This is a genomic window from Seonamhaeicola algicola (assembly GCF_007997385.1).
In the GTDB taxonomy this organism is placed as follows: domain Bacteria; phylum Bacteroidota; class Bacteroidia; order Flavobacteriales; family Flavobacteriaceae; genus Seonamhaeicola; species Seonamhaeicola algicola.
The window spans coordinates 276,126-302,114 of the sequence record NZ_VOSC01000019.1; the positions used below are offsets into that span (position 1 = coordinate 276,126).

Here is a 25,989-nt window from a genome sequence, read left to right on the forward strand (position 1 = left end):
AATTTGTAATAATCTGTACAATTAGTGTCTAATAAAGTTTTATCAAATAAAGACAACCTTCAAGTTATTTATGAAGATAATCACATCATCATTATAAATAAACGTGCTGGCGATATTGTTCAAGGCGATAAAACCGGTGATACCCCTTTAAGTGATGTTGTAAAAAATTATATTAAAGACAAATACAACAAACCCGGTAATGTGTTTTTAGGCACTGTACACCGTTTAGATAGGCCAACTACAGGCATTGTAATTTTTGCCAAAACTAGTAAAGCTTTAACACGGTTAAATAAATTGTTTGTTTCAAAAGGTATTGAAAAAACTTATTGGGCTGTAGTTAATAACGCCCCTTCAAAACCTAAAGGCACACTAATTAACTGGCTAAAAAAGAACCCTAAAAACAATAAATCTTACGCCCACAAAACCGAAGTAAAAGATAGCAAAAAGGCCATTCTTCATTATAAATTATTAAAAGAATTAGATAATTATTGCTTACTTGAAGTTAATTTAGAAACAGGAAGACATCATCAAATTAGGTGTCAGCTCTCAAATATTGGTTGCATTATTAAAGGCGATTTAAAATACGGTGCACAACGCAGTAATAAAGATGCCAGCATACATTTACATGCCAGAAAAATACAATTTGAACATCCTGTTTCAAAAGAAAACTTACAAATAATTGCGCCTTTACCAAATGATACTGTTTGGGCTGCTTGTTCTAACTAATTTCTTATATTTAAAGAAAAAGTTTTAATGAACATTCCTGAAATAATCAATGCCCAAAAAGCATTTTTTAAAACGCAACAAACTAAAAACGTTGCTTACAGATTACAATTATTAAAAGCCTTAAAAGCTGAAATAATTGCTAACGAAGATGCTATTTATACAGCACTGAATAATGATTTCAAAAAACCAAAATTTGAAAGCTTTTTAAGTGAATATGGTTTGGTTATTTCGGCATTAAATTTAAGTATTAAAAACTTAAAAAAATGGGCTAAACCACAACGTGTTAAGGCATCAATACTTATGTTTTCTTCAAAAGATTACATTTACAATGAACCCTACGGTACCGTACTTGTAATTGGCCCATGGAACTACCCGTTTTTACTGGCTTTAGAGCCTCTTATAATGGCCATAGCCGCTGGTAATACTGTTATTTTAAAACCTAGTGAACTTACCATAAACACATCAAACTTAATTGAAAAAATTATAACAAAAGTATTTCCTGAAACTGTTGTTAAAACAATACAAGGTGGTGTTGATACTTCTACAGAATTACTTGCCCAAAGATGGGATTATATTTTTTTTACAGGAAGCGTACCAGTTGGTAAAATTGTAGCTAAAGCAGCTGCTAAACATTTAACACCTGTAACCCTAGAATTGGGAGGAAAATCGCCGTGTATTATCGACCAAACCGTCAATTTAAAACTTACTGCTAAACGCATTGTTTGGGGTAAATTTTTAAATGGCGGTCAAACATGTGTAGCTGCAGATTATGTTATTGTACATAAAGCCATTAAAAATGATTTTGTAGAAGCTTTAATAACCGAAATTAAAAATGCCTATGGTGAAAATGTAGAGTTTTCAGAGGATTTCCCAAGAATAATTAATGAAAAAAACACCAAACGGTTAGCAAACATGCTAAATGGCGCAAACATACTTTATGGTGGAAATGTTGCTATTAATAAATGCTATGTCTCCCCTACTTTAGTGGCTGTTAATGACATGAATACTCCTTTAATGAAAGAGGAAATTTTTGGACCTATACTTCCTATTTTAACTTATGAAACTGAAACTGACATTGAAAACATTATTTGGCATTATGAAAAACCATTAGCTTTTTACATATTTTCAAACAACAAAACATTTGTAGAAAATACTTTAGCTAAATTTGAATTTGGTGGTGGTGTTGTTAATGATTTATTGATTCATTTAGCTAACCATAAATTACCTTTTGGTGGTGTTGGGCATAGTGGTATTGGCGCGTATCATGGAAAACATGGTTTTGATACCTTTACCCACAAAAAAGCTATAGTTAAACGAGGTAATTGGATAGATCCGCCGGTGCGTTACGCGCCCTACTCTTCTAAAAAATTTAAGCTATTAAAAACTATGTTTAAATGGTTTGGATAGGCTTTAAAAATAGTATTCATTGTTATATTGCTTAGTTAGCAATTATTTAAAAATTAACCTGTTAAAATGAATTTAAAAAAAGAAGAAGAAGAAAATTTTAACCAGTTATCATATTATACCTTGACTCACAAGGACTCTTCTTTCATTCATCAACATATTGTAGATGCTTATGGAGCTCAAATAGCTAATCAAACCACTAAGAAAATACGAACTATCTTTTCGCTAGTTGGACTTTATTTGTATTTGGAAATGGACTACACTGGAAGAAAGGTGCAAGAATTTCATACGCTAATGTCTAAAAATAAAATGGAATGGCCTAAAATAGATTTCCCAAAATATCGTGGAGAAATTGGCGTGTCAGATGTGTTAGCTACTAAGCAAGGTTTTGAAAGAGATAATATGATACGAAATTGGTGTTTTTCAGTTTGGAAAGAATATGAAGAAAACAGAAATTCAATTATTGAATTAGTTAAAAAATACAACAATAAATAGGCTAAAAAATAAAAAAACTAACTACTAAAAATGCTTATAAAATTGACAAGATGTTTATAAAACCAAGAATTTCAACTAATTTCTAACTTTATATTTAATCAAAAATTCTGAGCTTCGAAATCGCCTACTTTTCATATACTATCCGTATTAACAACTTACCTAGCCTTAAATTAAGGCTATAAAAATTATTCAAACGGATAATTAATTGTAAGCTCTACACCTTTACCAACTTCTGCTTGTAAATGTAATTGGGCGTTTACTAATTTTGCTCTACTTTGCATATTTAATAAACCTGCACCTTTTTGTACGGTATTAATATTGAAACCTTTACCATTATCTTTTGCAGTAATAATAAGGTTGTCTGGTTTATAATTTAATGTGATATTTAGGTTTTCAGCTTCTGAGTATTTTACTGAATTTGATAGAAACTCTTGTAATATTCTAAATAAAATAATTTCATGTTGCCTATTTTCAAATGGCTTTTTAGCTCCTAAAACTATTAATTCGGCTTTAGCAAACTTCATCTTTTTTAAACGTTTTAATTCGTTATCAATAGATTTTTCAAAACCTATATTTAAAACAACTTCATTATTTAACGTTCTTGATAATTGGCGTACTTCATGCAAACTTTGGCTTAAAGCATCACTAGTGTCTTTAAATTTATTTCTTAAATCTTCATCTGCTTGCATTTTTAAAATACTCAATTGCATGCTTGCAAATGATAGTAACTGCCCTACATTGTCATGCAATTCCCAACCTATATTTTTAAGGGTTTGTTCTTGGGTTTCGGTTTGAGCCAATACTATTTCTTTTTCAAAAGCTTGTTCTTGGGCTATTTTATCAAGTAGTAATTTATTTTTTCGTTTTAAAAACACCACAAAAAAAACAATAACTAATGAGGTTATAATTACCAAAACAGCAATCATATATACTAATAAATAACGCTCTGATGCGGTACTTGCTAATTGTTCAGTAGTTTGAAGTATAACACACATAAATGTATTTTTTTAAGTTACAAAGTTTTACTAAACCTCTGTAGTTTTGTCTTCTGGTTTGCAAAATATTAAGGCGAAGGTAAAGGTACTGTACATTATAATGTTTGATAAAATATAAATTAATCGTCTTATTCCTATATAAACCATATCTCTATGAGACATATAAATATCAAAAAAAACAATAGGTGTTATTATAAGCCACCATATAAAAATAGCTGCACTAATATAAAAATTCATTGACTTATAAAATGTTAGAATTCTATCTGATAATAGTGTTTCTATAAAATAGAATACGGAACACAGAAATACTATAATAGCTCCTAAAATACTTATCCAAGGTAAATATTGCTTAAAAAAAGCTTTAAAGTTAAAAAGGATGTAAGATACTGAAAACAGTAAAAACAAAATTGTACTATACTTAAGTATGCTTTTAAATTTTTTATTGGTTAATATTTTGTTGTAATAAAAAGCAAAAAAAATAATGGCCCCAATATTCCAAAATAACGTTGACCACCAATAACTTTTTTCTAACAATGTGCCTTTAAGAAAACTTAAAAAGGTTTTTGAACGAACAAGCAAAGGATACCAGTTTAAAATATCACAAATAGTTAAGGCTATTAAAAAAAAAATAAAGTATTTAATAGTTAAATGCTTGTATTTAGAAAATAAAAACACACCAGTTAAAGCAGCTATTGCTTCAACAGAGTGTGTAATTATAATATAATTTTTTAAAAGAAATTCTTCCACAGAAATTTAAGGATAAGGTTCTCCTCCACCGCCTCCATTGTTTAAAGGTGGTATTGGTAATTTACCATCGTCTTGGGCAAAATTATAAAAACTACTAGCTTTAGATGTATTTTTAACACCTGTAGGTACTATAAATAAAGTATTTCTGTTTTTTTTCTTCGGGTTTAAATTTTTACCATAGTTACCCATATAAACAGTAATACCTGTCATTTTAAACCCTAAAGTATCAGCTTTAGCTTCAGCATATGCTAAATATTCTTTTACAACATCTAGAGACCATGCTACATTAGTTGTTATTTTACGTGGCCCTTCAACATCTATTAAAGAATCTATCTCTGTTGGATTGTTTTTTTGCCAATTTTTAAACAAACTTGTTGCTTCAGCCACAGAAATAGTGTCTTTTGGTGCTTTTTCTGAAATATGATTATTGTTCATATTATCTGCGTTTCTTGGGCAAAAAAAGTATGTTAGTAAAGCGCCTATTACCAAGCCCAAAAGAAGTATTATAAAATTCTTCATAAATTAAAATTATTTTAGTTAATAGCATAAGGGCTAAATGTACTAATTTTTTTAAATATTGAAATAATTAAGTAGCATATACTATACTTATTTAGCCTGGAAAACCCAACATACTCCCCATGCCTACAGTAAACAACCAACAGCCATATAATGCATGTTCTATTGAAACCAGAAGCGTAGAATTAGTTTTTTTATAAGTATATGAAAACAATAAGCCTCCTAAAAAAGTTAACACCAATACCAATATATTTTTAAAAAGTAAATGTGCTAAAGCAAAAACTACGGCATTTACTAATAAAAATAATTGTGTGTTTTTAACTAAACTTTTATAACGATTAAAAAAGAATGTACGATAAATTACTTCTTGTGGATAAACCGATAAAAATGTATAAACAAATAAAATAAACACATACAGTTTTGGCTTATTAAGTAACACGTAAAACAACGCATTCTTATTAGTAATCCATACAAAAATGGTAGTTATAAAAGCTATTATTAAAAACTTTATAAACGTTTGTTTAATGAAACGTTTCCAATTTAAATTTTGGGCTATTTTAAATTTTAAACCTTCTACTTTAAGTAATACAAATATCACATACACAAAGCCTAAAACACCTAAAGCAAACTTAACTAAGGGTAAATAATTCCATGTAAAACTTACTGGTATTAGTATAAAAATAATAAGGCATTCAATGTATTTATAAATAGCCGTTTTCATAATTTAAAAATTAATAGCTGTAGTGTGTTTTACTTCATTTATTACAAACATACTATGTGTACTGCCAATATGCCTTATTGTTGTTAATTTTTTAACCATAAATTCTCTAAAAGCAGCCATATCACTTACTAAAACTTTTAGTAGGTAATCATAATCGCCACTCAAATGGTAACATTCTAAAACTTCATTTAGTTGGTTTACTTCTTTTTCAAAACTAACCACATATTCTTGTGTGTGCTGTATCAATTTTACATGGCAATACACGCTAAAATTTTTAGCAACTTTTTCTTTGTTTAGTAATGCTACGTAGCTTTTAATAAATCCGCCTCTTTCTAGTTTTTTTATGCGCTCATAAACAGCAGTTACAGATAAGTTTAATTTGTTTGAAAGCTCTTTGTTTGTTTGTTTACTATCGGCTTGTAAAAGCTCTAACAGTTTTTTATCTATTGTATCAAACACCATAGTTGAAAATTTTTCGGTTTAAAGTAACTTAAAATTAATATACAGAATATTTTTCACAATAAAACAAAAAATTAAGATTTATTTAAACCTAAAACACAATACTATTGATAAATAGACTTTAAATTCTCAATTTTACTTAAAATAAAACATAATAACATGAGTTTTAAACCAGCAAATAACATACAAGATTTACAATATTTTGGCGAATTTGGAGGCGTAAATCCTTCCATTTCAGATTCATCAACCTATACATTTCTTTCAGCTAAAACAATGTTTGACACCTTTGAGGGAAATGCCGATGGCTGCTACTTATATTCCAGACACTCATCGCCTTCAAATTTATATTTAGGTGAAGCTTTAGCTGCAATGGAAGGCACTGAAACCGCCAATGTTGCGGCTTCTGGCATGGGTGCTATTACAGCTACTTTAATGCAACTTTGCAATGCCGGAGACCATATTATTTCTAGTAGAACTATTTACGGTGGCACGTACGCATTTCTTAAAAATTTTGCTCCTAAATTTAATATTGAAACAAGCTTTGTTGATATTACAAAACCCGAAAGTGTTACAGCTGCTATAACTAAAAACACTAAAGTTATTTTTTGTGAATCTGTAAGTAACCCGTTATTGGAAATAGCCAATTTAAAAACCCTCTCTGAAATAGCAAAAAAACATAATGTAAAGCTTGTTGTTGATAATACATTTTCACCTTTATCTATTTCACCAATAAAATTAGGTGCAGACGTTGTAATACATAGTTTAACAAAATTTATTAATGGTGCAAGTGATACTGTAGGCGGTGTAGTTTGTGGTACTCAAGCATTTATTAATGACTTAAGAAATGTAAATGATGGGGCATCAATGCTATTAGGCAGTACTATGGATAGTTTGCGTGCTGCATCAGTACTAAAAAACCTGCGCACTTTACATATTAGAATGCAACAACACAGCAAAAATGCACTTTTTTTAGCTGAAAAATTTGAAGCCAACGGACTAAAAACGGTGTATCCTGGATTAAAATCGCATCCTGCACATAAACTATTCAAATCTCAAATGAACGAAGAATATGGCTTTGGAGGTATGTTAACCATTGATGTTGGCTCTTTAGAAAAAGCAAATGAACTTATGGAAATGATGCAACAAAAAAACCTTGGCTATTTGGCAGTAAGTTTAGGCTTTTATAAAACGTTATTTAGTGCTCCCGGAACATCAACATCATCTGAAATACCTGAAGAAGAACAAAAACAAATGGGATTAACCGATGGTTTAATACGTTTTTCAATTGGTTTAGATGCTGATATTGACAGAACCTACAACATGATGAAACATTGTATGGAATTCCTTAATATTTTATAAAACTACTATTATTAATTTTTTGAAAGATGGTTGAAGCTTGCAGTTTCAGCCATTTATTATTTCTACTAAACAAAAGTGTAGTCAATTTTTGTCGTTGAAATAATCATTAGTATTGAAATCATGCTTTTTCCTTTTTTTTAATAATTGAGAAGTGGTATCAAAAGAAAAAAAAAGGCACACCAAAACAATTAAAGCCATACTTAAAGTAAAAAAAAGCATACAGTTTGAGGGTATTGGTTACATATTTAAGACACGTAAATAACTAAAAGTCACATACTTTAATAAAAAATCTTAAATATTTACCTAAACGGTGTTTGCTTTTTATTTCTAGTAATATAATCAGGCGAAATTTCAAAATCGTTATCATCTTCAATGTGCGATGTATAACTATCAATGTAAAAGAAAAATCCTAGTAAAACTAAGGCTGTAATTGAAATTATTAAAAGAATCATAATTTGAGAGTGTTTGAGAGGCTTCTTTTAAAAGAAATTAAATTAGCAATTATACTTCAAAGCAACAATTAAAAAGAAATTACTACTTTCACGCTAAATATAGAAATTATTTATGGAAAGTCAAAACATTAAACCAAGAGAACCACAAGATGAAAACATTATAACCAACAAAAAACTAAGCATATGGGAAGCTTTAATACCTGTTTTTGCATTGGTTATTATGCTATTCTTTAATGTTTTTTTTGTTTATGGTGATGATGCTTTAAGCGGTAGCAACCAGTTTATTTTACTTTTAGGAGCTGCTGTAGCTGCTATTGTTGGTTTTTTTAATAAAGTAACGTATGAACAAATGCTTGATGAAATTGCTGAAAATTTAAAATCTACATCGGGGGCAATTTTAATACTTTTAATGGTTGGCTCTTTAGCAGGAACATGGTTAATAAGCGGCATTATACCTACCATGATTTATTATGGTTTACAAATTTTAAATCCTACTATATTTTTAGCAGCGTGTGTTGTTATTTGCGCCATTATATCGGTTGCAACAGGCAGTAGCTGGACCACCTCTGCCACCGTTGGTATTGCTTTAATTGGAATAGGTGAAACCTTGGGGATTTCTTTGGGCATGACAGCCGGTGCTGTACTTTCTGGTGCTTATTTTGGTGATAAAATGTCGCCGTTAAGTGATACTACAAATTTAGCACCTGCCATGGCTGGAGGCGATTTATTTACTCACATAAAATATATGGCCTTAACCACTATACCAACCATTGTTATTACCCTAGTTGTATTTATTATTATTGGCTTAAGTATTGATACTACAGGCACACCCGATATAACAGACAAACTAACAGCCATTAATCAGGCTTTTAATATAACACCTTGGCTATTTGTAGTACCTGTGCTTGTAATTGCTTTAATTATTAAAAAAACCCCGCCATTAGTAGCACTTTTAGTAGGCACGCTCCTTGGTGGTATTGCTGCCGTTATTGCACAACCAAATATTGTTATGGCTGTTGCCGAAACTGATAATTTAACATTTACATCGGCATATAAAGGTGTTATGAATGCAATAACTGTTGATACTGCTGTTGAAACTTCTAGTGCAGAGTTAAACGATTTATTTTCTTCTGGTGGTATGAATGGTATGCTTGGTACCATTTGGTTAATTATTTGTGCCATGGTATTTGGTGGCGTTATGGATGCTATTGGCGCTTTATCTAGAATAAGCGAAGCATTACTACGTTTTGCGTCGTCTGTTTTTGGTTTATTTGCAAGTACTGTTGCTAGTTGTTTAGCTTTAAATTTTACAGCTTCAGACCAATATTTAGCATTAGTAGTACCAGGTAAAATGTTTAAAAAAGCTTACGAAGATAAAGGTTTAGCTCCTGAAAATTTAAGTAGAACTTTAGAAGATTCTGGAACAGTTACATCGGTTTTAATACCATGGAATACCTGTGGCGCCTACCATTCTGGGGTTTTAGGTGTTCCGGTTGTAGATTATGTGTTTTTTGCCATTTTTAACTGGTTAAGTCCGTTTATGACATTGCTTTTTGCTGCCTTCAGAATTAAAATAAAACAACTTACTTCAAAAGAAAACATGTAATTAATCTTATTATCTTAACCGATAATTTTGTTGTACATCTTTTTTATTTCATTTAAAATTTTAACTGAGCAATATTTGTTATCAATGCTATTAACAAATTTATGGATGCTTATAAGATTAATAAAATAGAACGATGCTCTGGTATATCAGAGAAAGAGTTCTACAACAAATTTGTAAAAAAATCAATTCCTGTTGTTATATGTGATAAAGCCAAATGGGTTTTTTCAGAAAAATGTACACCTGAATACTTTAAAAAAAACTATAACCATGTTACAAAAGTTGTAAATGGTACCAAACATTCTTTATCAGAAATAATTGAACTTTGTCAAAATTCAACACCAACCAATAAAGCTCCTTATCCAAATATCTATGATATACCTAAGCATTTTCCAGAATATCTTGATTTAATTCCAAAAATTCTCTTCGGAAAATCTAATCGTATTTTCAGTAAACTACTGCCAAATATTATAGCTAGTAGAAATAATCAAATTGAATTTTTCTTTGGCGGATATGGCTGCTCATTTCCTTATTTACACATTGATTATAATTGGGTACATACACAACTTACCCAAGTTATAGGAGAAAAAGACTTTATCTTGTATCCTCCAAGTCAAACCAAATATTTATATCCAGATAAAGATGCTCCCAATAAAAGCCCTGTAAATATTATAAACCCTGATTATGAAAAATATCCTGAATTTAAAAATGCTAAATCTGTAAAAGTTACTCTCAAACCAGGCGAAACTATTTTTATTCCCTCAGGTTGGTGGCATACAACTTATATTCATAATTTCAATCTTACTTTTGCTGTAGACCATGTAAATAAATATAACTGGAATACTTTTTTGAACAAGAATTATGATGTTGCAAAAAAACACATTCCTAAAGTTGCTTGGTCTTTAAAAATTTACAAAGTTATTTTTGGTACTATATTCAATATCAAAGAGTTTTTATTCAATAAATTAAAATAAAACAACTCACTTTAAAATAAGAATAAATTATCGTTTAAAAAACAAACTATAATTAATATCTATTGATTGATAAAAAATTAAAATTTTATTTTTCAATGAATTCTTAATGCTGTTTTATATTTGTAGTGAAAAATTTAATAACTATTTAAATATAAAAACATGTCATTAGTAGGTAAAAAATTCCCTGATTTAAACGTAGACGCCATGAACGAAATGGGCGATACTTTTAAAGTAAACGTATTAGAAGAAGCTGTAAACAACAAAAAGAAAGTTGTGCTTTTTTGGTATCCAAAAGATTTTACTTTTGTATGCCCTACAGAATTACACGCATTTCAGGCTGCATTACCAGAATTTGAAAAACGCAATACAATTGTAATTGGCGCTTCATGTGATACGCCAGAAGTACACTTTGCGTGGTTAAATACTGCTAAAGATAACGGTGGTATTGAAGGCGTTACTTACCCAATTCTTGCAGATAGTAACAGAAACCTTTCTAGCATTTTAGGTATTTTAGATATTACTAATGAAAAATACGATGAAGAAACTGGTACTGTGCAAGTTGAAGGAGATAACGTTACTTACAGAGCTACCTATATTATTGATGAAGAAGGTACAGTACAACACGAAAGTATTAACAACATGCCATTAGGTAGAAATGTTGGTGAGTATATTAGATTAGTTGATGCCTTAACACACGTACAAGAAAAAGGAGAGGTTTGTCCTGCTAACTGGGAAGAAGGTAAAGATGCCATGAATGCCAATAGAGATGGTGTTGCATCATACTTAGCAAGCCACTAAAAAAATAACCACAATCAAGGTAGATATCTTTCTACCTTGATTTAAAAAAAGTTGCTATGATAAAAGAATTAGATCAAGATAATTTAGCCAGTATTGTTTCAGATAACAATACAGTAATTGTGCAATACTCTGCCACATGGTGTGGTAATTGCCGTATTATGAAGCCAAAGTTTAAAAAATTAGCTTCAGAAAATGAAAACGTATCATTTGTAATTGTTGATGCTGAAAAATTTCCAGAATCAAGAAAATTAGCTACCGTTGATAATTTACCAACCTTTGCTACTTTTAAAAACGGAAATAAAGTAAACCAAGTACAAACCAATAAGTTTGATGTTTTAAAAGAACTTGTTGACGAAGTCATTTAGTTTTAAGCACAGATACATACACAAAATAGTTTTCGCTACAGCGGAAATACAAAATAATAATCTATATGAAGTTACCAGTAATTAAACATTTAACGCAGTTTATTGAAGAAAACGACGAAGATTTTGTTAATGAAACAATTGAAACGTTAGAAGCTTTAACCGAAGTACCATCTTTAAAAGATGAAGAACTTGATGTTATTGGAGAACTAATTTCTAACATGTACGGTGCTGTTGAAGTTAATAAAATGATTAAAGACGGTACGCCTAAAAAAGAAGCATTAAACAATTTTATGCAACGTGTTTTAGGCTCTATTGACAAATAGAAGTTATAGAAAAAGAAAAATTTAAAACCACTTTGTTTGTGCAAAGTGGTTTTTTTATTTTTAAAATTAACCAAAGGCAACCTGTAAATCCACTAGTAAAAATGAAGCTAACAAAACTATTGAAAAGGTTAATGCTTGCACAAAATTATTGTAAATAATAAGTCATATAAGTTTATTCCTAAAAAAAGAACTTTTAATCTTAAAACAACAACTACCTTTGGTATTACTTTAAGCCAACCATTATGCATGCAAAAAAGCTATTAATAATTTCAATACTATTAACATTTACAGCTAGTTTAATGATATATATTAAACTAAGCTATTTTTTTTGGAGCTCAAAGTTCGATTATATCTTCAACCTAAGCACAGGTATATTCTTAATGGCTGCGCTACTAGCTTTAATAGTATGTATTAAATCTTCAATACAATTTTACAACACCCAAAAATTTCAATGGCTCTGGTTTTTTAGCACCACATTAGCCATTTCATTTATTACTGCTTTTGTATATTATTTAATTAATAAATAAAATAGAAATACATTAGTTAAAAACGGGTACTTGTAAAGCTAAAGAACGAATCTACCATTACAGCTAATATAATAAAACACTTAATTTTAAAATTTCGTTAAAAATTTGGAATAAATATTCCAAAAATTATATATTTGCCTTGTGAATAAAAAAGAAGCCATATTATCTGCCGCCATTACCTTACTAACAGAAAAAGGTGTGCACAATACACCAATGTCTGCTATTGCAAAAGCTGCAGGCACAGGCATGGGAACCATTTATAATTATTTCCCTAATAAAGAGGCATTAATTAACGCTATATATGTAAATATTAAACAACAAGAAACTAACGTTTTTATAACGTTTGATGTTAGCAAACCTATTAAAACACAGTTTGAAAATTATTATGCAGCAATAATAGACTTTTTTATTGCACATCCTACTTACTTTCAATTTATGGAACAGCTTCAAGCATCACCAATAATTACTGAAAGCTCTAGAAACGAAGGACAAAAATCTATTACTGAAGTTTATAATTTACTAGAAAAAGGCCAACAACAACGCATAATAAAGCCTATTAACATAAATGAGTTACTTATGTTTATTGGTGGCTCTATTTTATCATATTTACGCTGGTATTTTAATGTAAACGAAACTAAAAAAGCAGCGCTTAACAATCAAATTAACCTACTTTGGGATGCTATAAAAGCATAAAAAAATTTACTATTAATTTGGAATGAATATTCACTCCACAAAATAAAACTTATGAAAAAAAACATTTTAATTACAGGAACATCAACAGGCGTTGGTTTTGAAAGCGCCATACTATTTGCTAAAAACAATTATAAAGTGTACGCAACCATGCGAAACCTAGATAAAGCTGTAGATTTAAAAAAACAAATAGAAGCGCACAGTCTAGATATCCATCTATTACCTTTAGACGTTACAAAAACCGAAACTATAAAAGCAGCTGTAAATACTATTATTAAAAACGATGGAAAAATAGATATGCTATTAAACAATGCAGGTGCTGGTTTTGCAAAAACAACAGAGCAAGCCACAGAAGCTGAAATTAAATGGGTTACAGACGTAAACTACCTTGGTGTGGTATATTGTACACAAGCAGTTTTACCACACATGCGTAAACAAAAATCGGGACAAATAATTAGTATAACCTCGGTTGGTGGTTTAGTTGGGCAACCATTTAACGAGTTGTATTGCGGTGCTAAATTTGCGGTTGAAGGTTTTATGGAAGGTTTAGCAGCCTATGTTAGCGATGCCTTTAATATTAAAATTTCTTGTGTAGAACCTGGCGGAATTTCAACAGAATTTATGGCTTCGGCAATAGAAAAAACAGCTGTAGAAGGACAATTTGCAACCGGCGAGTACGCTCCTATTTTTGAGCGTTATATGGCAGGAAACCAACAAAGAGCCAAAGAAAGTAAAATACAAGTGTACCAAACTGGTTTAGAAGTAGCTCAAGTGGTTTTAAATGTAGCACAAAGCGAAAATCCACCATTACGCATACGTACCTCACAATGGGCCGAAGATTTTTGCAAACTAAAAACACAAGCAGACCCTGATGGTACAAAATTAGTAGCACAAATTAAAAACAGTTTTTTATAACATTTTATAAAACTGAATTTTTAAAACCACTTAGCAAACGCTTGGTGGTTTTTTGTTTTTAATAACTTGTTATTGTTTAAAAAATGTACGAAAACAAAGAAGCCTTTTGCATATATTTTTTGATTTAATTTGGTAAATTCGTGGGAGCTATTAATTAACTATCCACTATGTTAGATCAATCCTTTTCAAGTAGTAATTTTAATAAAATCTTTTTAAAAGAAAATCGAAAAGGGAATTTTGACAAATCCCACTTCACTGAAGAATATTTAAAGAAGCATCAAGAGTTTAAAAATATTGTAGGGGAAAAATTAAACCTAAAGAAAACCAGAGCTCTAACTGAAGAAGAATTAGACAATTTTGCTGAAAGGTTAGAGAAAATTAATAATGAAAAAGAAGAAATTAGACTATCTGTTTTTGAAGATTATTCTAATGTAATTAACAACCAAAATACTCCTTTTCAATTCAAAATAGTATATAATTCTACAAAAGAAGTTTATACTGTTGAAAACGATGCTGCTTCCTATTATGCAATAAAACAACTCCAACGAAATATCTACAAGACTTTTAAAGTTATTCAAGCGGATAGAAATAAAATTATAAAGCAAATTTTTAATATTGCTTCCGATGGATTTCCTAAAGTAATTATAAAGACTGATATAAAATCATTTTACGAGTCCATTCCTCAAGATAAACTCTTTAAAAAAATAGAGAATAATACGTTGCTTTCACCATTTTCTAAAAAATTGATTAAAAGGCTTTTTTATGAGTTTGAAGATAAAAAAGACAAAACTAAAATACCTTTAGGAAAAGGTGTACCGAGAGGAATTGGTATTAGCGCATATCTATCTGAATTATATATGCGAGATATAGATAAAGAAATTAAAACATTAGAGGATGTAATTTATTATGCTCGTTATGTTGATGATATTATTGTAATTATTTGCCCAAAAACCGAATCAAAGAAAAGAGATTATTTAAGCGAAATTAAAAGAATTGTGAATGAAAATTTATTGGAGTTAAAAGATGGATCTGATGGAGAAGAGAGTAAAACTAAAGAAATACCCCTATTTGAAAATAAGGAGAATAATGATCCAATCTCTGAAGAATTTAAATACTTAGGTTATAAATTCATTTTAAAGCATTTCCCTAAGAAATGTAAAACAGATTTAACCTTTGAAATAAGCGATAATAAAATCAAAGAGAAATATATTAATCGATTAGAAGCTTTAGTTGAAACGTATAATAATGATTCAAAATATAATGAAAAGAGGGCTCGCAAAATTATGCTTGAAAGAATAAAGTTCCTTACCGGAAATTTTCACTTAAATAACAATAAGAAAAATATAAAATCAGGTGTGTTTTATTCTAATAGAATGTTAGAATTAAATTACAACAACTTTGAAAGTTTAGATTTCCTCAATTCTGAATTAAGTAGAATAATTAATAATCTTTCTCCTCCTGTCATAATTCATAATGAAAACAACAATTTTAAAGAAAAACTAATTGATCATATCTTAAGTAACTATGATTTTAAAAAAGGTTTTAAAAACAAAGAAAAATTCTTCTATACTTTTAATTTTAACTCAAAGGAAGAATCTTCTTTTTATTCAAAAAAATTCAAAAGAATAACAAACAAATTTGAAGTAATTAAATCTATTTGGAAGTAATGAGTAAAAAGAAAAAACATATAAAATATCCAAAAGAACGAGCGATACTTTCTGATGTTCTTCCTTATGAAATTCCTATTACTTTTTCTAATAGATATTTCTACAGATTTTTGGTTAATAATGAAATAGAGCTTATACCATCTTCAAAATTTAATATAAAAGGTATAGTTCAATCGGATTTTCCTAACCTAAGTTTAAAAAATTCAAATGGGTTAATTAAACATAAATCAAAATTAAAAGGAGAGAACCTTGAGGCATTAGAAATAATTTTGAAGGTATTATTTTCAACAAATACTAATAATGTAAATACTAGAAAAATTCCTTTTACTTATAAAATTAGTCATAAGGAAAAAGATTTTAGAGAACTTGCTTTGATTCATCCAATGAATCAACTATTACTAGTTAATTTCTATGAACAATTTAAAGAATCAATCATATATTCTTGTTCATTAAGTAACTACAGCATAAGAAGACCTGATGGTGTAGCTAAATTTACTTTTTTTAATGATAAACTTCATCAGTCTAACAAAGGTGATTCGTCTGATTTTTTAGAATTGAGTGGTAAAGAATATGAAAATTTAAAGACTTTTTTTTCTTACAGTAAATACACCAATATTTATCAGTTTTTTGAAGATTACAGATATCAAAGAGCTGAAAAAAAATATAATCATTTATTTAAATTTGACATTTCTAAATGTTTTGATAGTATTTATACCCATTCAATATCTTGGGCTGTATTAGGTCTAGAAGTTGTTAAAGAAAATTTTAAGTTTTCTGAAAATTCATTTTCAGGAAAATTTGATAGATTTATTCAAAATACTAATTATGGTGAAACTAACAGTATTTTAATTGGTCCAGAATTTTCTAGAATATTTGCGGAGATTATTTTACAAAAAATAGATATAACAATAGAGAAAAAATTAAAAGAAAATAATTATTTACTTAAAGTAGACTACGAAATGTATCGTTATGTTGATGATTATTTTCTGTTCTGTGATGATAGTGTTTTAAAAGACGAAATATTAAAACTACTTAAACACGAATTAAAAAAATATAAATTATCAATTAATAATTCTAAAACAGAAGAATATAACAAACCAATTATAACTGAAATAACAATTGCTAAAAATAAAATTATTGATTTATTTTCTGAAAATCCTAAATTTAAAATAACGGAAATAGAAGAAAAGGAAGTAGACAAGAAAGATAAAGATGATGCAGATGATGAAGTTTCTTTACTGAATCATAAATTTGAATTATCATTCAATCCCAATAAATTAGCAACACGTTACAAAATAATCATAAAAGAATCTCAAGTTGATTATAAAGATGTTTTAAATTATAGCTTAGCTCTTCTTTCAAGTAAAATTGAAAAAAACTTAATTTCTTTTGAAAAAATATATTTTAAATATCTTGAAGATAATGACGAAAAGGAGTTCTCTAAATCTGATTTGTTAAAACTTAGAAAAACGGAAAGTTTGTTTACTTCCCATATTGAAGGTGTAATTGATTTTATTTTCTTTATTTATTCAGTTTCCCCAAGAGTAAACTCAACAATTAAAGTGAGTCTTATTCTTTCAAAAATAATACTACTTTTTAAAGAAAAAAATAAAACGACTAAACAGTATAAAATTAGTCAAAACAACAGAGAACGTGTATTCAAAAAAATACTTGATGAGTCTAGTTTTATATTAAAGAAAAACGCTCTAAATGAATATGCACAAGTAGAATCTCTTTATCTACTTACGCTATTAAGAGATTTAGGAAAAGAATATAGATTACCTGAAGAAATATTGATAAAATTCTTAAACGCTTCTGAAGAAAACAATTCGGAAAAAATTACAATTAAAAATAATACGTTAAATTATTTTTCAATTGTTGTATTGTTCTATTACATAGGACATTCTCAAAAATATAAAAAGGTAAAAGAAGCTTTAATAGCTTATACTTTCAATTATATAAGAGAATACCCAAATGAAAAAAGAGGTAAATCTTCGGAAATGGCACATTTAATACTTGACTTATTAGCTTGTCCATATTTAGAATTTAGAATAAAAACAAAACTCTTAATTTATTATCGCGATGATAATAAATTTTCACAAATAAAAAAGACAATTTCTGACTCTAAAAAATTACATAAATTTCATAAAAATCATAAATATTGGTTTACTAAATGGGAAAGGTTTAACTTAGCGAAAGAATTAGAAAATAAAAAGAGTCAAGAAGTTTACTCTTAACAATAATGCCAATGCCAATCTTCAGGTTATATCAAACGTTTATGTTAGATATAATTATTTTCACACACTTGCAGAGGCAACAGTCCTTGGTAAAAGAGGTCAAAAACAAAAAGGTAGCGGGAGATTTTGCTACCTTTTTTTTATAAAATGTTACCCCAATATACTTTAAAACCAAAGCCCTTAAATTTAAATCCTCAGGTTTTTTGTAAAAATTTCATAAACATCAGTAAAAATACAATTTACAGTTTCCACTGTTTATCCGTTTAAGGCATTAAATTTAACAGCAACTAGTCTGTGTAAAACACCATCATTACAAAACCTCAAACAATTTTAGGTTTTAATGTTTCAATATTAAATATATCTATATATACATAGTAAAACAATATTGCAACAAAGTTGCATTAATATCATGTTGATTATATTTGTTAAGTAAATAAAGATACCTATGAAAAATATATATGATGTTATAATAATTGGCGGTAGTTATGCTGGTTTATCGGCAGCAATGGCTTTAGGGCGCTCATTAAGAAATGTATTAATTATAGATGCCGGAAAACCTTGTAATCGTAACACGCCACACTCACAAAATTTTATTACGCAAGATGGCGAAAAGCCACATATTATTGCCGATAAAGCAAGAAAACAAGTATTAGCTTACAGTACTGTAAAACTAGTTTCAGATGTTGCTAAAAGTGGTGAAAAAACAGAACACGGTTTTAAAATTAGTACACAATCTGGCACCTATTACGAGGCTAAAAAACTTATTATAGCCACAGGAATAAAAGATATTTTACCCAATATAAAAGGCTTTAAAGATACTTGGGCAAAGTCTGTTATACATTGCCCGTATTGCCATGGTTACGAATTTAGAAATAAAAAAACGGCCATAATGTCTAATGGCGATAAGGCGTACCATATGATACCTTTAATACACAATTTAACAAAAAAATTTAGTGTAATAACACAAGGAAAAGCGCATTTTACAGAAGAACAGCTAATGCATTTAAAACAACATAATATTCCTTTAATTGAAAAAGAAATATTAGAAATAGTACACGAAAATGGTGCAGTAAAACATGTAATTTACAACGACGGCACTACTGAAGCTTTTGATGCTATTTATGCGCAATTACCATTTGAACAACATACAAATATACCTAATGAATTAGGTTGTGAACTCACAGAACAAGGTTACATACAAGTTGACGAGATGCAGAAAACAACGGTTCCTGGAATTTATGCGTGTGGTGATAATACCAATAGGTTAAGATCTGTAGCTAATGCTGTGTATTCTGGTAACCTTACTGGTGCTGTTTTAAATATGGAATTAGCACATGAAGCTTTTTAGCTTAAAAACATGTAGTATCTGCTAATTAAGTTATTGTTTAATAAAAAAAAGGAATGGATTTATAATAAATACCATTCCTTTTTTATTGTGTGTTAATGTATTTTATTTTACATCAAAACGGTCTGAATTCATAACTTTAGTCCAAGCAGCCACAAAATCATTTACAAACTTTTCTTTGCTATCATCTTGGGCATAAACTTCGGCGTAAGCCCTTAATATAGAATTAGAACCAAATACTAAATCTACACGTGTAGCCGTAAATTTAGTGTTACCAGTACTACGTTCAACAATATTAAATATGCCATTAGTGGCTGGCTTCCATTGGTAATCCATATCAGTTAAATGCACAAAAAAGTCATTAGTTAAAGCGCCTTCATTATTTGTAAACACACCATGCTTTGTATTGCCGTAGTTAGTACCTAAAACACGCATACCACCAATTAACACGGTCATTTCTGCAGCAGTTAACCCCATTAGTTGTGCTCTATCTAAAAGCATTTCTTCGGGAGTAACGGCATATTCTTGTTTAAGCCAGTTTCTAAAACCATCGGCAACAGGCTCTAAAGGTTCAAAAGATTCGGCATCTGTCATTGCATCCGTAGCATCACCTCTACCCTTTTCAAACGGAACATTTACATGTAATCCTGCATTTTTTATAGCCTTTTCAACACCAACATTTCCAGCTAAAACAATAGTATCGGCAATACTTATATTAAACTCTGAAGCAATTGGTTGTAAAACATGTAATACTTTTTGAAGCTTTTCAGGCTCATTACCTTGCCAGCTTTTTTGAGGCTCTAAACGAATACGGGCACCATTAGCACCACCTCTAAAATCTGAACCACGAAACGTTCTTGCACTATCCCAAGCGGTTGAAACGAGTTCGCCTATGGTTAAATTAGTTGCAGCAATTTTAGCTTTAACAGCTTCAACATCATAATTAGTATTTCCTTTTGGCACCGGATCTTGCCAAATTAAATCTTCAGTTGGTACATCGGGCCCTAAATAACGATCTTTTGGCCCCATATCTCTATGTGTTAATTTAAACCAAGCGCGGGCAAAGGTATCGGAAAAATAGTCGTGATCTGCTCTAAATTTTTCCATATAATCTCTGTAAATAGGATCTACTTTCATAGCCATATCTGCGTCCGTCATCATAGGCATTGTTAAAATTGAAGCATCTTCAACATCAACAGGTTTATTTTCATCTTTTATATTTACAGGCTTATATTGTAAGGCACCTGCAGGACTTTTTGTAAGTTCCCAATCATGGTCTAGTAACATTTCAAAATAACCACCATCCCATTTTGTGGGGTTTGTGGTCCATGCGCCTTCTGGCCCACCAGCTAAAACATTTCTGCCAATTCCTCTAGATTTTGTATTCATCCAACCTAAGCCTTGAAATTCAATATTTGTACCTTCAGGCGCTGGTGTTAAATCGTCTGCATTACCGTTACCATGGCTTTTACCAATGGTATGGCCTCCTGCTGTTAAAGCTGCTGTTTCCTCATCATCCATAGCCATTCTTTTAAACGTTTCTCTAATCATAGCAGCTGTTTTTAAAGGATCTGGTTTACCGTTTACACCTTCAGGATTTACATAAATTAATCCCATTTGTACTGCTGCCAAAGGGTTTTCAAGCGTTTCAGGTGTTTCAACATCATCATACCTATTGTTACTTGAAGCAAGCCATTCTTTTTCTGCACCCCAATACACATCTTTTTCTGGGTGCCAAATATCTTCTCTACCAAAGGCAAAACCAAATGTTTTTAATCCGGCAATTTCATAAGCTAATGTACCTGCAAGAATTATTAAATCTGCCCATGAAATTTTATTACCGTATTTCTTTTTTATAGGCCAAAGTAAACGTCTGCCTTTATCTGTATTAGCGTTATCTGGCCATGAATTTAAAGGTGCGAAACGTTGGTTTCCTGTTCCTGCACCACCTCTACCATCGGCAAGCCTATAAGTACCTGCTGCATGCCACGCCACACGCGCCATCATACCTAAATATGAACCCCAATCTCCTGGCCACCAGCTTTGACTGGTTGTTAATAATTCGCGTAAGTCTGCCTTTAAAGCATCTACATCTAATGTCTTTAAGGCGTCTTTATAATTAAAATGTTCTCCAAGCGGATTGGTTTTAGTGTCATGTTGGTGTAAAATATCTAAATTTAGTGATTTTGGCCACCACTCTGTAACAGACTTTTCTGCAGCAGTATTAGAACCGTGCATAAAAGGGCATTTTCCTGAGGTTTTGTTTGTTGAATTTTCCATGAGCTTATTTGTTTAATGTTGAAATGATTACTAAAAAATACTGATTTTTAATAAATCATCGTGATTTATAAAAGTTAAATTTATATTATAAAAACAACACAAATTGCTATAGCTAATTTCAAAAAATTATAACAATATCGAAATAAATGATAGTTTAAAACAAAAACTATAATTAAAAACTATAAAAGCGCCAAAAGGCGCTTTTATAAACTAACTTAAAAAAAGTTGCTTTAAGGGATGCTTCTTAAGATTTTGGTAATAAAACCGTGTCAATTACATGAATTACACCATTTGATTGGTTAACATCTGCAATTGTAACTTTAGCTGAGTTTCCGTTTTCATCATTCACATACACATGGTTACCTTTTAACCATAATGTTATTGTACCACCGCTAACAGTTTTTACTTCGGCTTTTCCATTGTTGTCTTTAACAAGTTTTATTACATCTTTAGCGTTCCACTTTCCTGCTACAACATGATAGGTAAGTATGGTTTGAAGCATTTTTTTGTTTTCTGGTTTTAATAAATTATCTACTGTTCCGTCAGGTAATTTGCTAAAAGCACTATTAGTTGGTGCAAAAACTGTAAAAGGGCCTTCTCCCATAAGTGTTTCTACCAAATCAGCTGCTTTTACAGCGGCTACTAATGTTGTATGATCTTTTGAATTTACAGCATTTTCAATTATATTTTTTGTTGGATACATAGCTGCACCACCAACCATTTTGGTTTTTGATGTTTTCATACTTGATTGCGCTACTACTGATGTTGTTGCTAAAACTAAAGCTAGCATTAATGTTTTTGTAACTAAATTAAATCGTTTCATATTTTTATTTTTTTTATGATTTACACTATTAACGATATTTTTAAACCAGCGGTTTTAAAAAAATTTAATTTTAACATCCATTAACACTATTTTAGCAATGCTCACACTTATAATCATTACTTTTATAAAAAATTAAATAAACATTATGGCAACAGTAACATTAAAAGGAAACCCTATAAACACATCGGGCAGCTTACCAAAAGTTGGAGACAAAGCACCTGATTTTACATTAACAGCAACCGATTTATCTTCAAAAAGCTTAAAAGATTTTGCTGGTAGCCGCGTGGTTTTAAATATTTTTCCGAGTGTAGATACCGGTACATGTGCACAATCTGTTAGACAATTTAACACTGAAGCTAGCGAACTTGAAAATACAAAAGTACTTTGTATATCGCGCGATTTACCGTTTGCACAAGACCGTTTTTGTGGTGCCGAAGGTTTAAACAACGTGGTTAACTTATCTGATTTTAAAACTGGTAAATTTGGTGAAAATTATGGTGTAAACTTTGTTGATGGACCGCTTGAAGGTTTACTATCTAGAAGCGTAGTAGTTATTAACGAAAATGGCGAGGTTTTATACACCGAACAAGTAGCCGAAACCGTTGATGAACCTAACTACAAAGCAGCGTTAGAAGTTTTATACTAAAACAGTATATGCAAAAAAAAGAATCCTTCTTAGTAAACCGGCTTAAAAGTATTGGTTACGCATTTAAAGGTGCTTTATATCTTATAAAAACCGAAGCAAGCATTAAAATACAAGTTTGCATTACCTTAATGGTTACTATAGCAGGATTCTTTTTTAATATTTCTGCTACTGAGTGGGCGTTACAGTGTTTTGCCATTGCACTTGTTATGGCTACTGAAGGTGTTAATACTGCCATTGAAGCCGTTGCCGATTTTATTCACCCAGAACACCATCAAAAAATTGGCATTATTAAAGATGTTGCAGCTGGTGCCGTTTTTATAGCGGCTTTTTTTGCAACTATAATAGGTGGCATTATCTATCTTCCTAAAATTTTATAACCTAACTTGCATTACATTAATTGAGGCTGTGCAATTTTTCAAAATAAAGTTTCGTTAATGTTAGTAATTTGTATTTTTGTCACATCGTTTTAATTTCGATGCAAACATTTTCACACGTTAACCGTTAATGGCTAAGAAAAAAACCAATACCAAAAAAACATCAAGTAAAAAAAAACTTAAAGCTCCAAGTTTAAAACTATCAAGCCAACAAAAACTAATATTTGGTAGTTTTTTAGTTATACTTGGCGTGGTTTTATGCGTTGCATTTGTATCATACTTTTTTACGGGTATTGAAGACCAAAGTACCTTAACCAACTTTACTTCTAGAGAAGTAAAAGCACAAAATTGGTTAAGTAAAACTGGTGCATGGTTAAGTCATTTTTTTATACATAATGGTTTTGGTGTTTCAGCTTTTATATTTGCGGGTCTTTTCTTTTTATCGGGTGTTTATGTTTTAATGAATTTACCCAAAACACGCTTAAGAAAACATTGGTTTTGGGGCATATTAATAGCCATTTGGATAGCTATATTTTTTGGTTTTTTTGCCCATAAAAATGATATGCTTGGTGGCACTATTGGTTTTGAAATTAACAGCTTTTTGCAAGATTACATTGGTAAAATAGGCACATCACTCCTACTATTACTAGGTTTAATAACCTATTTAGCCATTAGGTTTAAAGTAACGTTTGAAGGTATAGTTAACGCCTTTAAATCGGCTAAAAAAGAAGTAACCGATGAGTTATCAAAAACAAAAGAAGATGTTATAATTGCTGTTGATAATAATTTATCAGAAGAAGCCGAAGCAATAAAATCTGCTTTTGAAGTTTCTTTAGATGATAATAAAGAAACAACACCCAAAACATCTTCAACCAAAGAACCAATTGTAAAAGTTGAAGTTACACCAACGGTAACTGAAGATGAAGATGTTGAAGAAGAAGACACTAATTTAGAAATAAAAGTTGAGCAAATTGCCGAAGAACAATCTGAAACCGATAATTTATCAAACAAATTGGTTGAAGATTTTGGTGAATTCGATCCTACTTTAGAGTTAAGCAAATACCAATTTCCGCATTTAGAGCTTCTTAAGAAATATGATACTGAAGGTATTACTATTAACCAAGAAGAATTAGAAGAAAACAAAAACAAAATTGTTGAAACCCTTAACAATTACAAAATTGGTATAGCTAGTATAAAAGCTACCATTGGGCCAACTGTTACACTATATGAAATTGTACCAGAAGCTGGTATTCGTATTTCAAAAATTAAAAATCTTGAAGACGATATTGCACTGTCATTATCTGCTTTAGGTATTCGTATTATTGCGCCAATTCCAGGAAAAGGTACCATTGGTATTGAGGTGCCAAATAAAAACGCCACTATAGTATCAATGCGTTCTGTAATTGCTTCAAAAAAGTTCCAATCCTCTGAAATGCAATTGCCTATAGCTTTAGGTAAAACTATTAGTAATGAAACCTTTGTAGTAGATTTAGCTAAAATGCCACACATGCTTATGGCCGGTGCCACAGGCCAAGGTAAATCGGTTGGTTTAAACGCTGTTTTAACATCATTACTTTACAAAAAACATCCAGCTGAAGTAAAATTTGTGCTAGTAGACCCTAAAAAGGTAGAGCTTACTTTATTTAATAAAATTGAACGTCATTATTTAGCAAAATTACCTGATAGCGAAGATGCTATTATTACAGATAACACAAAGGTTATAAATACTTTAAACTCACTTTGTATAGAAATGGACAACCGCTATGAGTTGTTAAAAAATGCCATGTGCCGTAACATTGCCGAATACAACCGTAAGTTTAAAGACCGTAAACTAAACCCAAATGACGGGCATCAATTTTTACCATACATTGTTTTAGTTGTTGATGAGTTTGCAGATTTAATTATGACTGCCGGAAAAGAGGTTGAAACCCCTATTGCACGTTTAGCACAATTAGCACGTGCCATTGGTATACATTTAATTATTGCAACGCAACGTCCATCCGTAAACGTAATTACAGGTATTATTAAAGCTAATTTCCCTGCTAGAATTGCTTTTAGGGTAACATCAAAAATAGATTCGCGTACCATTTTAGATGGCGCTGGTGCAGACCAATTAATTGGTAGAGGAGATATGCTTTACACACAAGGTAATGATATGATACGCATACAATGTGCGTTTGTTGATACACCCGAAGTTGAAAAAATAACCGATTTTATTGGTGCCCAAAAAGCATATCCTGATGCGTATTTATTACCAGAATATGTTGGTGAAGAAAGTGGCACAAGTATTGATATAGATATTGCAGATAGAGATAAATTATTTAAAGATGCTGCCATAGTTATTGTAACAGCACAACAAGGATCGGCCTCTTTATTACAACGAAAATTAAAATTAGGATATAACAGAGCAGGCAGATTAATTGATCAGTTAGAAGCTGCTGGTATTGTTGGCCCCTTTGAAGGCAGTAAAGCAAGACAAGTTTTAATACCAGATTTAATAGCACTAGATCAGCATCTTGAAAACGAAATCCAGTAAAAAAACATTAAA

General features: G+C 30.3%; 25 protein-coding genes. 17 read left to right on the forward strand and 8 right to left on the reverse strand.

Translation table 11 applies throughout. The features are described from left to right. The first annotated feature begins 24 nt into the window (after positions 1 to 24). The 3 genes from FUA26_RS06595 (at position 25) to FUA26_RS06605 (ending at position 2,625) form a co-directional block, all read left to right on the forward strand. Positions 25 to 726 carry an RluA family pseudouridine synthase gene (locus FUA26_RS06595; protein ID WP_147133325.1) on the forward strand — a complete coding sequence of 234 codons (702 nt, stop codon included), beginning with the start codon at positions 25 to 27 and terminating at the stop codon, positions 724 to 726. A gap of 27 nt (positions 727 to 753) precedes the next feature. After that, positions 754 to 2,133 (forward strand): aldehyde dehydrogenase, encoded by a 1,380-nt coding sequence (locus FUA26_RS06600; protein WP_147133328.1) that lies wholly within the window; start codon positions 754 to 756, stop codon positions 2,131 to 2,133. Between the two features lie 66 nt (positions 2,134 to 2,199). Then, positions 2,200 to 2,625 carry a DUF5946 family protein gene (locus FUA26_RS06605; RefSeq protein WP_262712122.1) on the forward strand — a complete coding sequence of 142 codons (426 nt, stop codon included), beginning with the start codon at positions 2,200 to 2,202 and terminating at the stop codon, positions 2,623 to 2,625. 185 nt (positions 2,626 to 2,810) lie between these two features. Here FUA26_RS06605 and FUA26_RS06610 read toward each other — a convergent pair whose 3' ends face one another. The 5 genes from FUA26_RS06610 to FUA26_RS06630 form a co-directional block, all read right to left on the reverse strand. Then, complete coding sequence (locus tag FUA26_RS06610) at positions 2,811 to 3,620, reverse strand: sensor histidine kinase (RefSeq protein ID WP_246109093.1); 810 nt, start codon at positions 3,618 to 3,620, stop codon at positions 2,811 to 2,813. A gap of 30 nt (positions 3,621 to 3,650) precedes the next feature. Further along, the gene (locus FUA26_RS06615; RefSeq protein WP_147133333.1) at positions 3,651 to 4,367 is read right to left on the reverse strand and encodes a hypothetical protein; all 717 of its coding nucleotides are present in this window, start codon (positions 4,365 to 4,367) and stop codon (positions 3,651 to 3,653) included. A 6-nt stretch (positions 4,368 to 4,373) separates the two neighbouring features. Continuing rightward, positions 4,374 to 4,886, reverse strand: coding sequence for a hypothetical protein (locus tag FUA26_RS06620; protein WP_147133336.1), 513 nt, complete (start codon positions 4,884 to 4,886; stop codon positions 4,374 to 4,376). 91 nt (positions 4,887 to 4,977) lie between these two features. Then, positions 4,978 to 5,604: a CPBP family intramembrane glutamic endopeptidase gene (locus FUA26_RS06625; protein WP_147133338.1), complete on the reverse strand. Its 627-nt coding sequence runs from the start codon at positions 5,602 to 5,604 to the stop codon at positions 4,978 to 4,980. 3 nt (positions 5,605 to 5,607) lie between these two features. Beyond that, positions 5,608 to 6,066 (reverse strand): Lrp/AsnC family transcriptional regulator, encoded by a 459-nt coding sequence (locus FUA26_RS06630; RefSeq protein ID WP_147133341.1) that lies wholly within the window; start codon positions 6,064 to 6,066, stop codon positions 5,608 to 5,610. A gap of 156 nt (positions 6,067 to 6,222) precedes the next feature. On the opposite strand from FUA26_RS06630, the gene FUA26_RS06635 reads away from it, so the two are divergent. Further along, complete coding sequence (locus tag FUA26_RS06635) at positions 6,223 to 7,422, forward strand: aminotransferase class I/II-fold pyridoxal phosphate-dependent enzyme (protein WP_147133343.1); 1,200 nt, start codon at positions 6,223 to 6,225, stop codon at positions 7,420 to 7,422. A 299-nt stretch (positions 7,423 to 7,721) separates the two neighbouring features. On the opposite strand, the gene FUA26_RS15695 is transcribed toward FUA26_RS06635, so the two are convergent. Beyond that, positions 7,722 to 7,874, reverse strand: a complete 153-nt coding sequence (locus FUA26_RS15695) for a hypothetical protein (protein WP_186826875.1) — start codon at positions 7,872 to 7,874, stop codon at positions 7,722 to 7,724. Between the two features lie 112 nt (positions 7,875 to 7,986). Here FUA26_RS15695 and nhaC point away from each other — a divergent pair, with 112 nt between their 5' ends. The 10 genes from nhaC (at position 7,987) to FUA26_RS06690 (ending at position 19,321) form a co-directional block, all read left to right on the forward strand. Beyond that, positions 7,987 to 9,480 (forward strand): Na+/H+ antiporter NhaC, encoded by a 1,494-nt coding sequence (nhaC, locus tag FUA26_RS06640; RefSeq protein WP_147133347.1) that lies wholly within the window; start codon positions 7,987 to 7,989, stop codon positions 9,478 to 9,480. 101 nt (positions 9,481 to 9,581) lie between these two features. After that, the gene (locus FUA26_RS06645; RefSeq protein ID WP_147133350.1) at positions 9,582 to 10,451 is read left to right on the forward strand and encodes a cupin-like domain-containing protein; all 870 of its coding nucleotides are present in this window, start codon (positions 9,582 to 9,584) and stop codon (positions 10,449 to 10,451) included. 159 nt (positions 10,452 to 10,610) lie between these two features. Further along, a complete protein-coding gene (locus FUA26_RS06650) occupies positions 10,611 to 11,249 on the forward strand; it encodes a peroxiredoxin (protein WP_147133353.1) in 639 nt (212 codons plus the stop codon). Between the two features lie 56 nt (positions 11,250 to 11,305). Continuing rightward, positions 11,306 to 11,614 (forward strand): thioredoxin family protein, encoded by a 309-nt coding sequence (locus tag FUA26_RS06655; RefSeq protein ID WP_147133356.1) that lies wholly within the window; start codon positions 11,306 to 11,308, stop codon positions 11,612 to 11,614. Positions 11,615 to 11,679: 65 nt separating this feature from the next. Next, positions 11,680 to 11,937 (forward strand): DUF6952 family protein, encoded by a 258-nt coding sequence (locus FUA26_RS06660; RefSeq protein WP_147133359.1) that lies wholly within the window; start codon positions 11,680 to 11,682, stop codon positions 11,935 to 11,937. A gap of 668 nt (positions 11,938 to 12,605) precedes the next feature. Continuing rightward, complete coding sequence (locus FUA26_RS06670) at positions 12,606 to 13,157, forward strand: TetR/AcrR family transcriptional regulator (protein WP_147133365.1); 552 nt, start codon at positions 12,606 to 12,608, stop codon at positions 13,155 to 13,157. A 51-nt stretch (positions 13,158 to 13,208) separates the two neighbouring features. After that, on the forward strand, positions 13,209 to 14,069 hold the full coding sequence (locus FUA26_RS06675) for an SDR family oxidoreductase (RefSeq protein ID WP_147133368.1): 861 nt from the start codon (positions 13,209 to 13,211) through the stop codon (positions 14,067 to 14,069). 167 nt (positions 14,070 to 14,236) lie between these two features. After that, the gene (gene drt3a / locus FUA26_RS06680) at positions 14,237 to 15,736 is read left to right on the forward strand and encodes an antiviral reverse transcriptase Drt3a (RefSeq protein ID WP_147133371.1); all 1,500 of its coding nucleotides are present in this window, start codon (positions 14,237 to 14,239) and stop codon (positions 15,734 to 15,736) included. Further along, positions 15,736 to 17,973, forward strand: a complete 2,238-nt coding sequence (gene drt3b / locus FUA26_RS06685) for an antiviral reverse transcriptase Drt3b (protein ID WP_147133374.1) — start codon at positions 15,736 to 15,738, stop codon at positions 17,971 to 17,973. The genes drt3a and drt3b overlap by 1 nt, the downstream gene beginning before the upstream one ends. 445 nt (positions 17,974 to 18,418) lie before the next feature. Continuing rightward, positions 18,419 to 19,321 carry an NAD(P)/FAD-dependent oxidoreductase gene (locus FUA26_RS06690; RefSeq protein ID WP_147133377.1) on the forward strand — a complete coding sequence of 301 codons (903 nt, stop codon included), beginning with the start codon at positions 18,419 to 18,421 and terminating at the stop codon, positions 19,319 to 19,321. Between the two features lie 102 nt (positions 19,322 to 19,423). On the opposite strand, the gene katG is transcribed toward FUA26_RS06690, so the two are convergent. Continuing rightward, positions 19,424 to 21,598 (reverse strand): catalase/peroxidase HPI, encoded by a 2,175-nt coding sequence (katG, locus tag FUA26_RS06695; RefSeq protein WP_147133381.1) that lies wholly within the window; start codon positions 21,596 to 21,598, stop codon positions 19,424 to 19,426. A gap of 244 nt (positions 21,599 to 21,842) precedes the next feature. Further along, positions 21,843 to 22,388 (reverse strand): fasciclin domain-containing protein, encoded by a 546-nt coding sequence (locus tag FUA26_RS06700; RefSeq protein WP_147134372.1) that lies wholly within the window; start codon positions 22,386 to 22,388, stop codon positions 21,843 to 21,845. A 178-nt stretch (positions 22,389 to 22,566) separates the two neighbouring features. Here FUA26_RS06700 and tpx point away from each other — a divergent pair, with 178 nt between their 5' ends. The 3 genes from tpx (at position 22,567) to FUA26_RS06715 (ending at position 25,977) form a co-directional block, all read left to right on the forward strand. After that, positions 22,567 to 23,067 (forward strand): thiol peroxidase, encoded by a 501-nt coding sequence (tpx, locus tag FUA26_RS06705; protein WP_147133383.1) that lies wholly within the window; start codon positions 22,567 to 22,569, stop codon positions 23,065 to 23,067. An 8-nt stretch (positions 23,068 to 23,075) separates the two neighbouring features. After that, positions 23,076 to 23,444 (forward strand): diacylglycerol kinase, encoded by a 369-nt coding sequence (locus FUA26_RS06710; protein ID WP_147133386.1) that lies wholly within the window; start codon positions 23,076 to 23,078, stop codon positions 23,442 to 23,444. Positions 23,445 to 23,571: 127 nt separating this feature from the next. Continuing rightward, entirely contained in the window at positions 23,572 to 25,977 is a 2,406-nt protein-coding gene (locus FUA26_RS06715; protein ID WP_147133389.1) for an FtsK/SpoIIIE family DNA translocase, read from the forward strand. Positions 25,978 to 25,989: the final 12 nt, after the last annotated feature.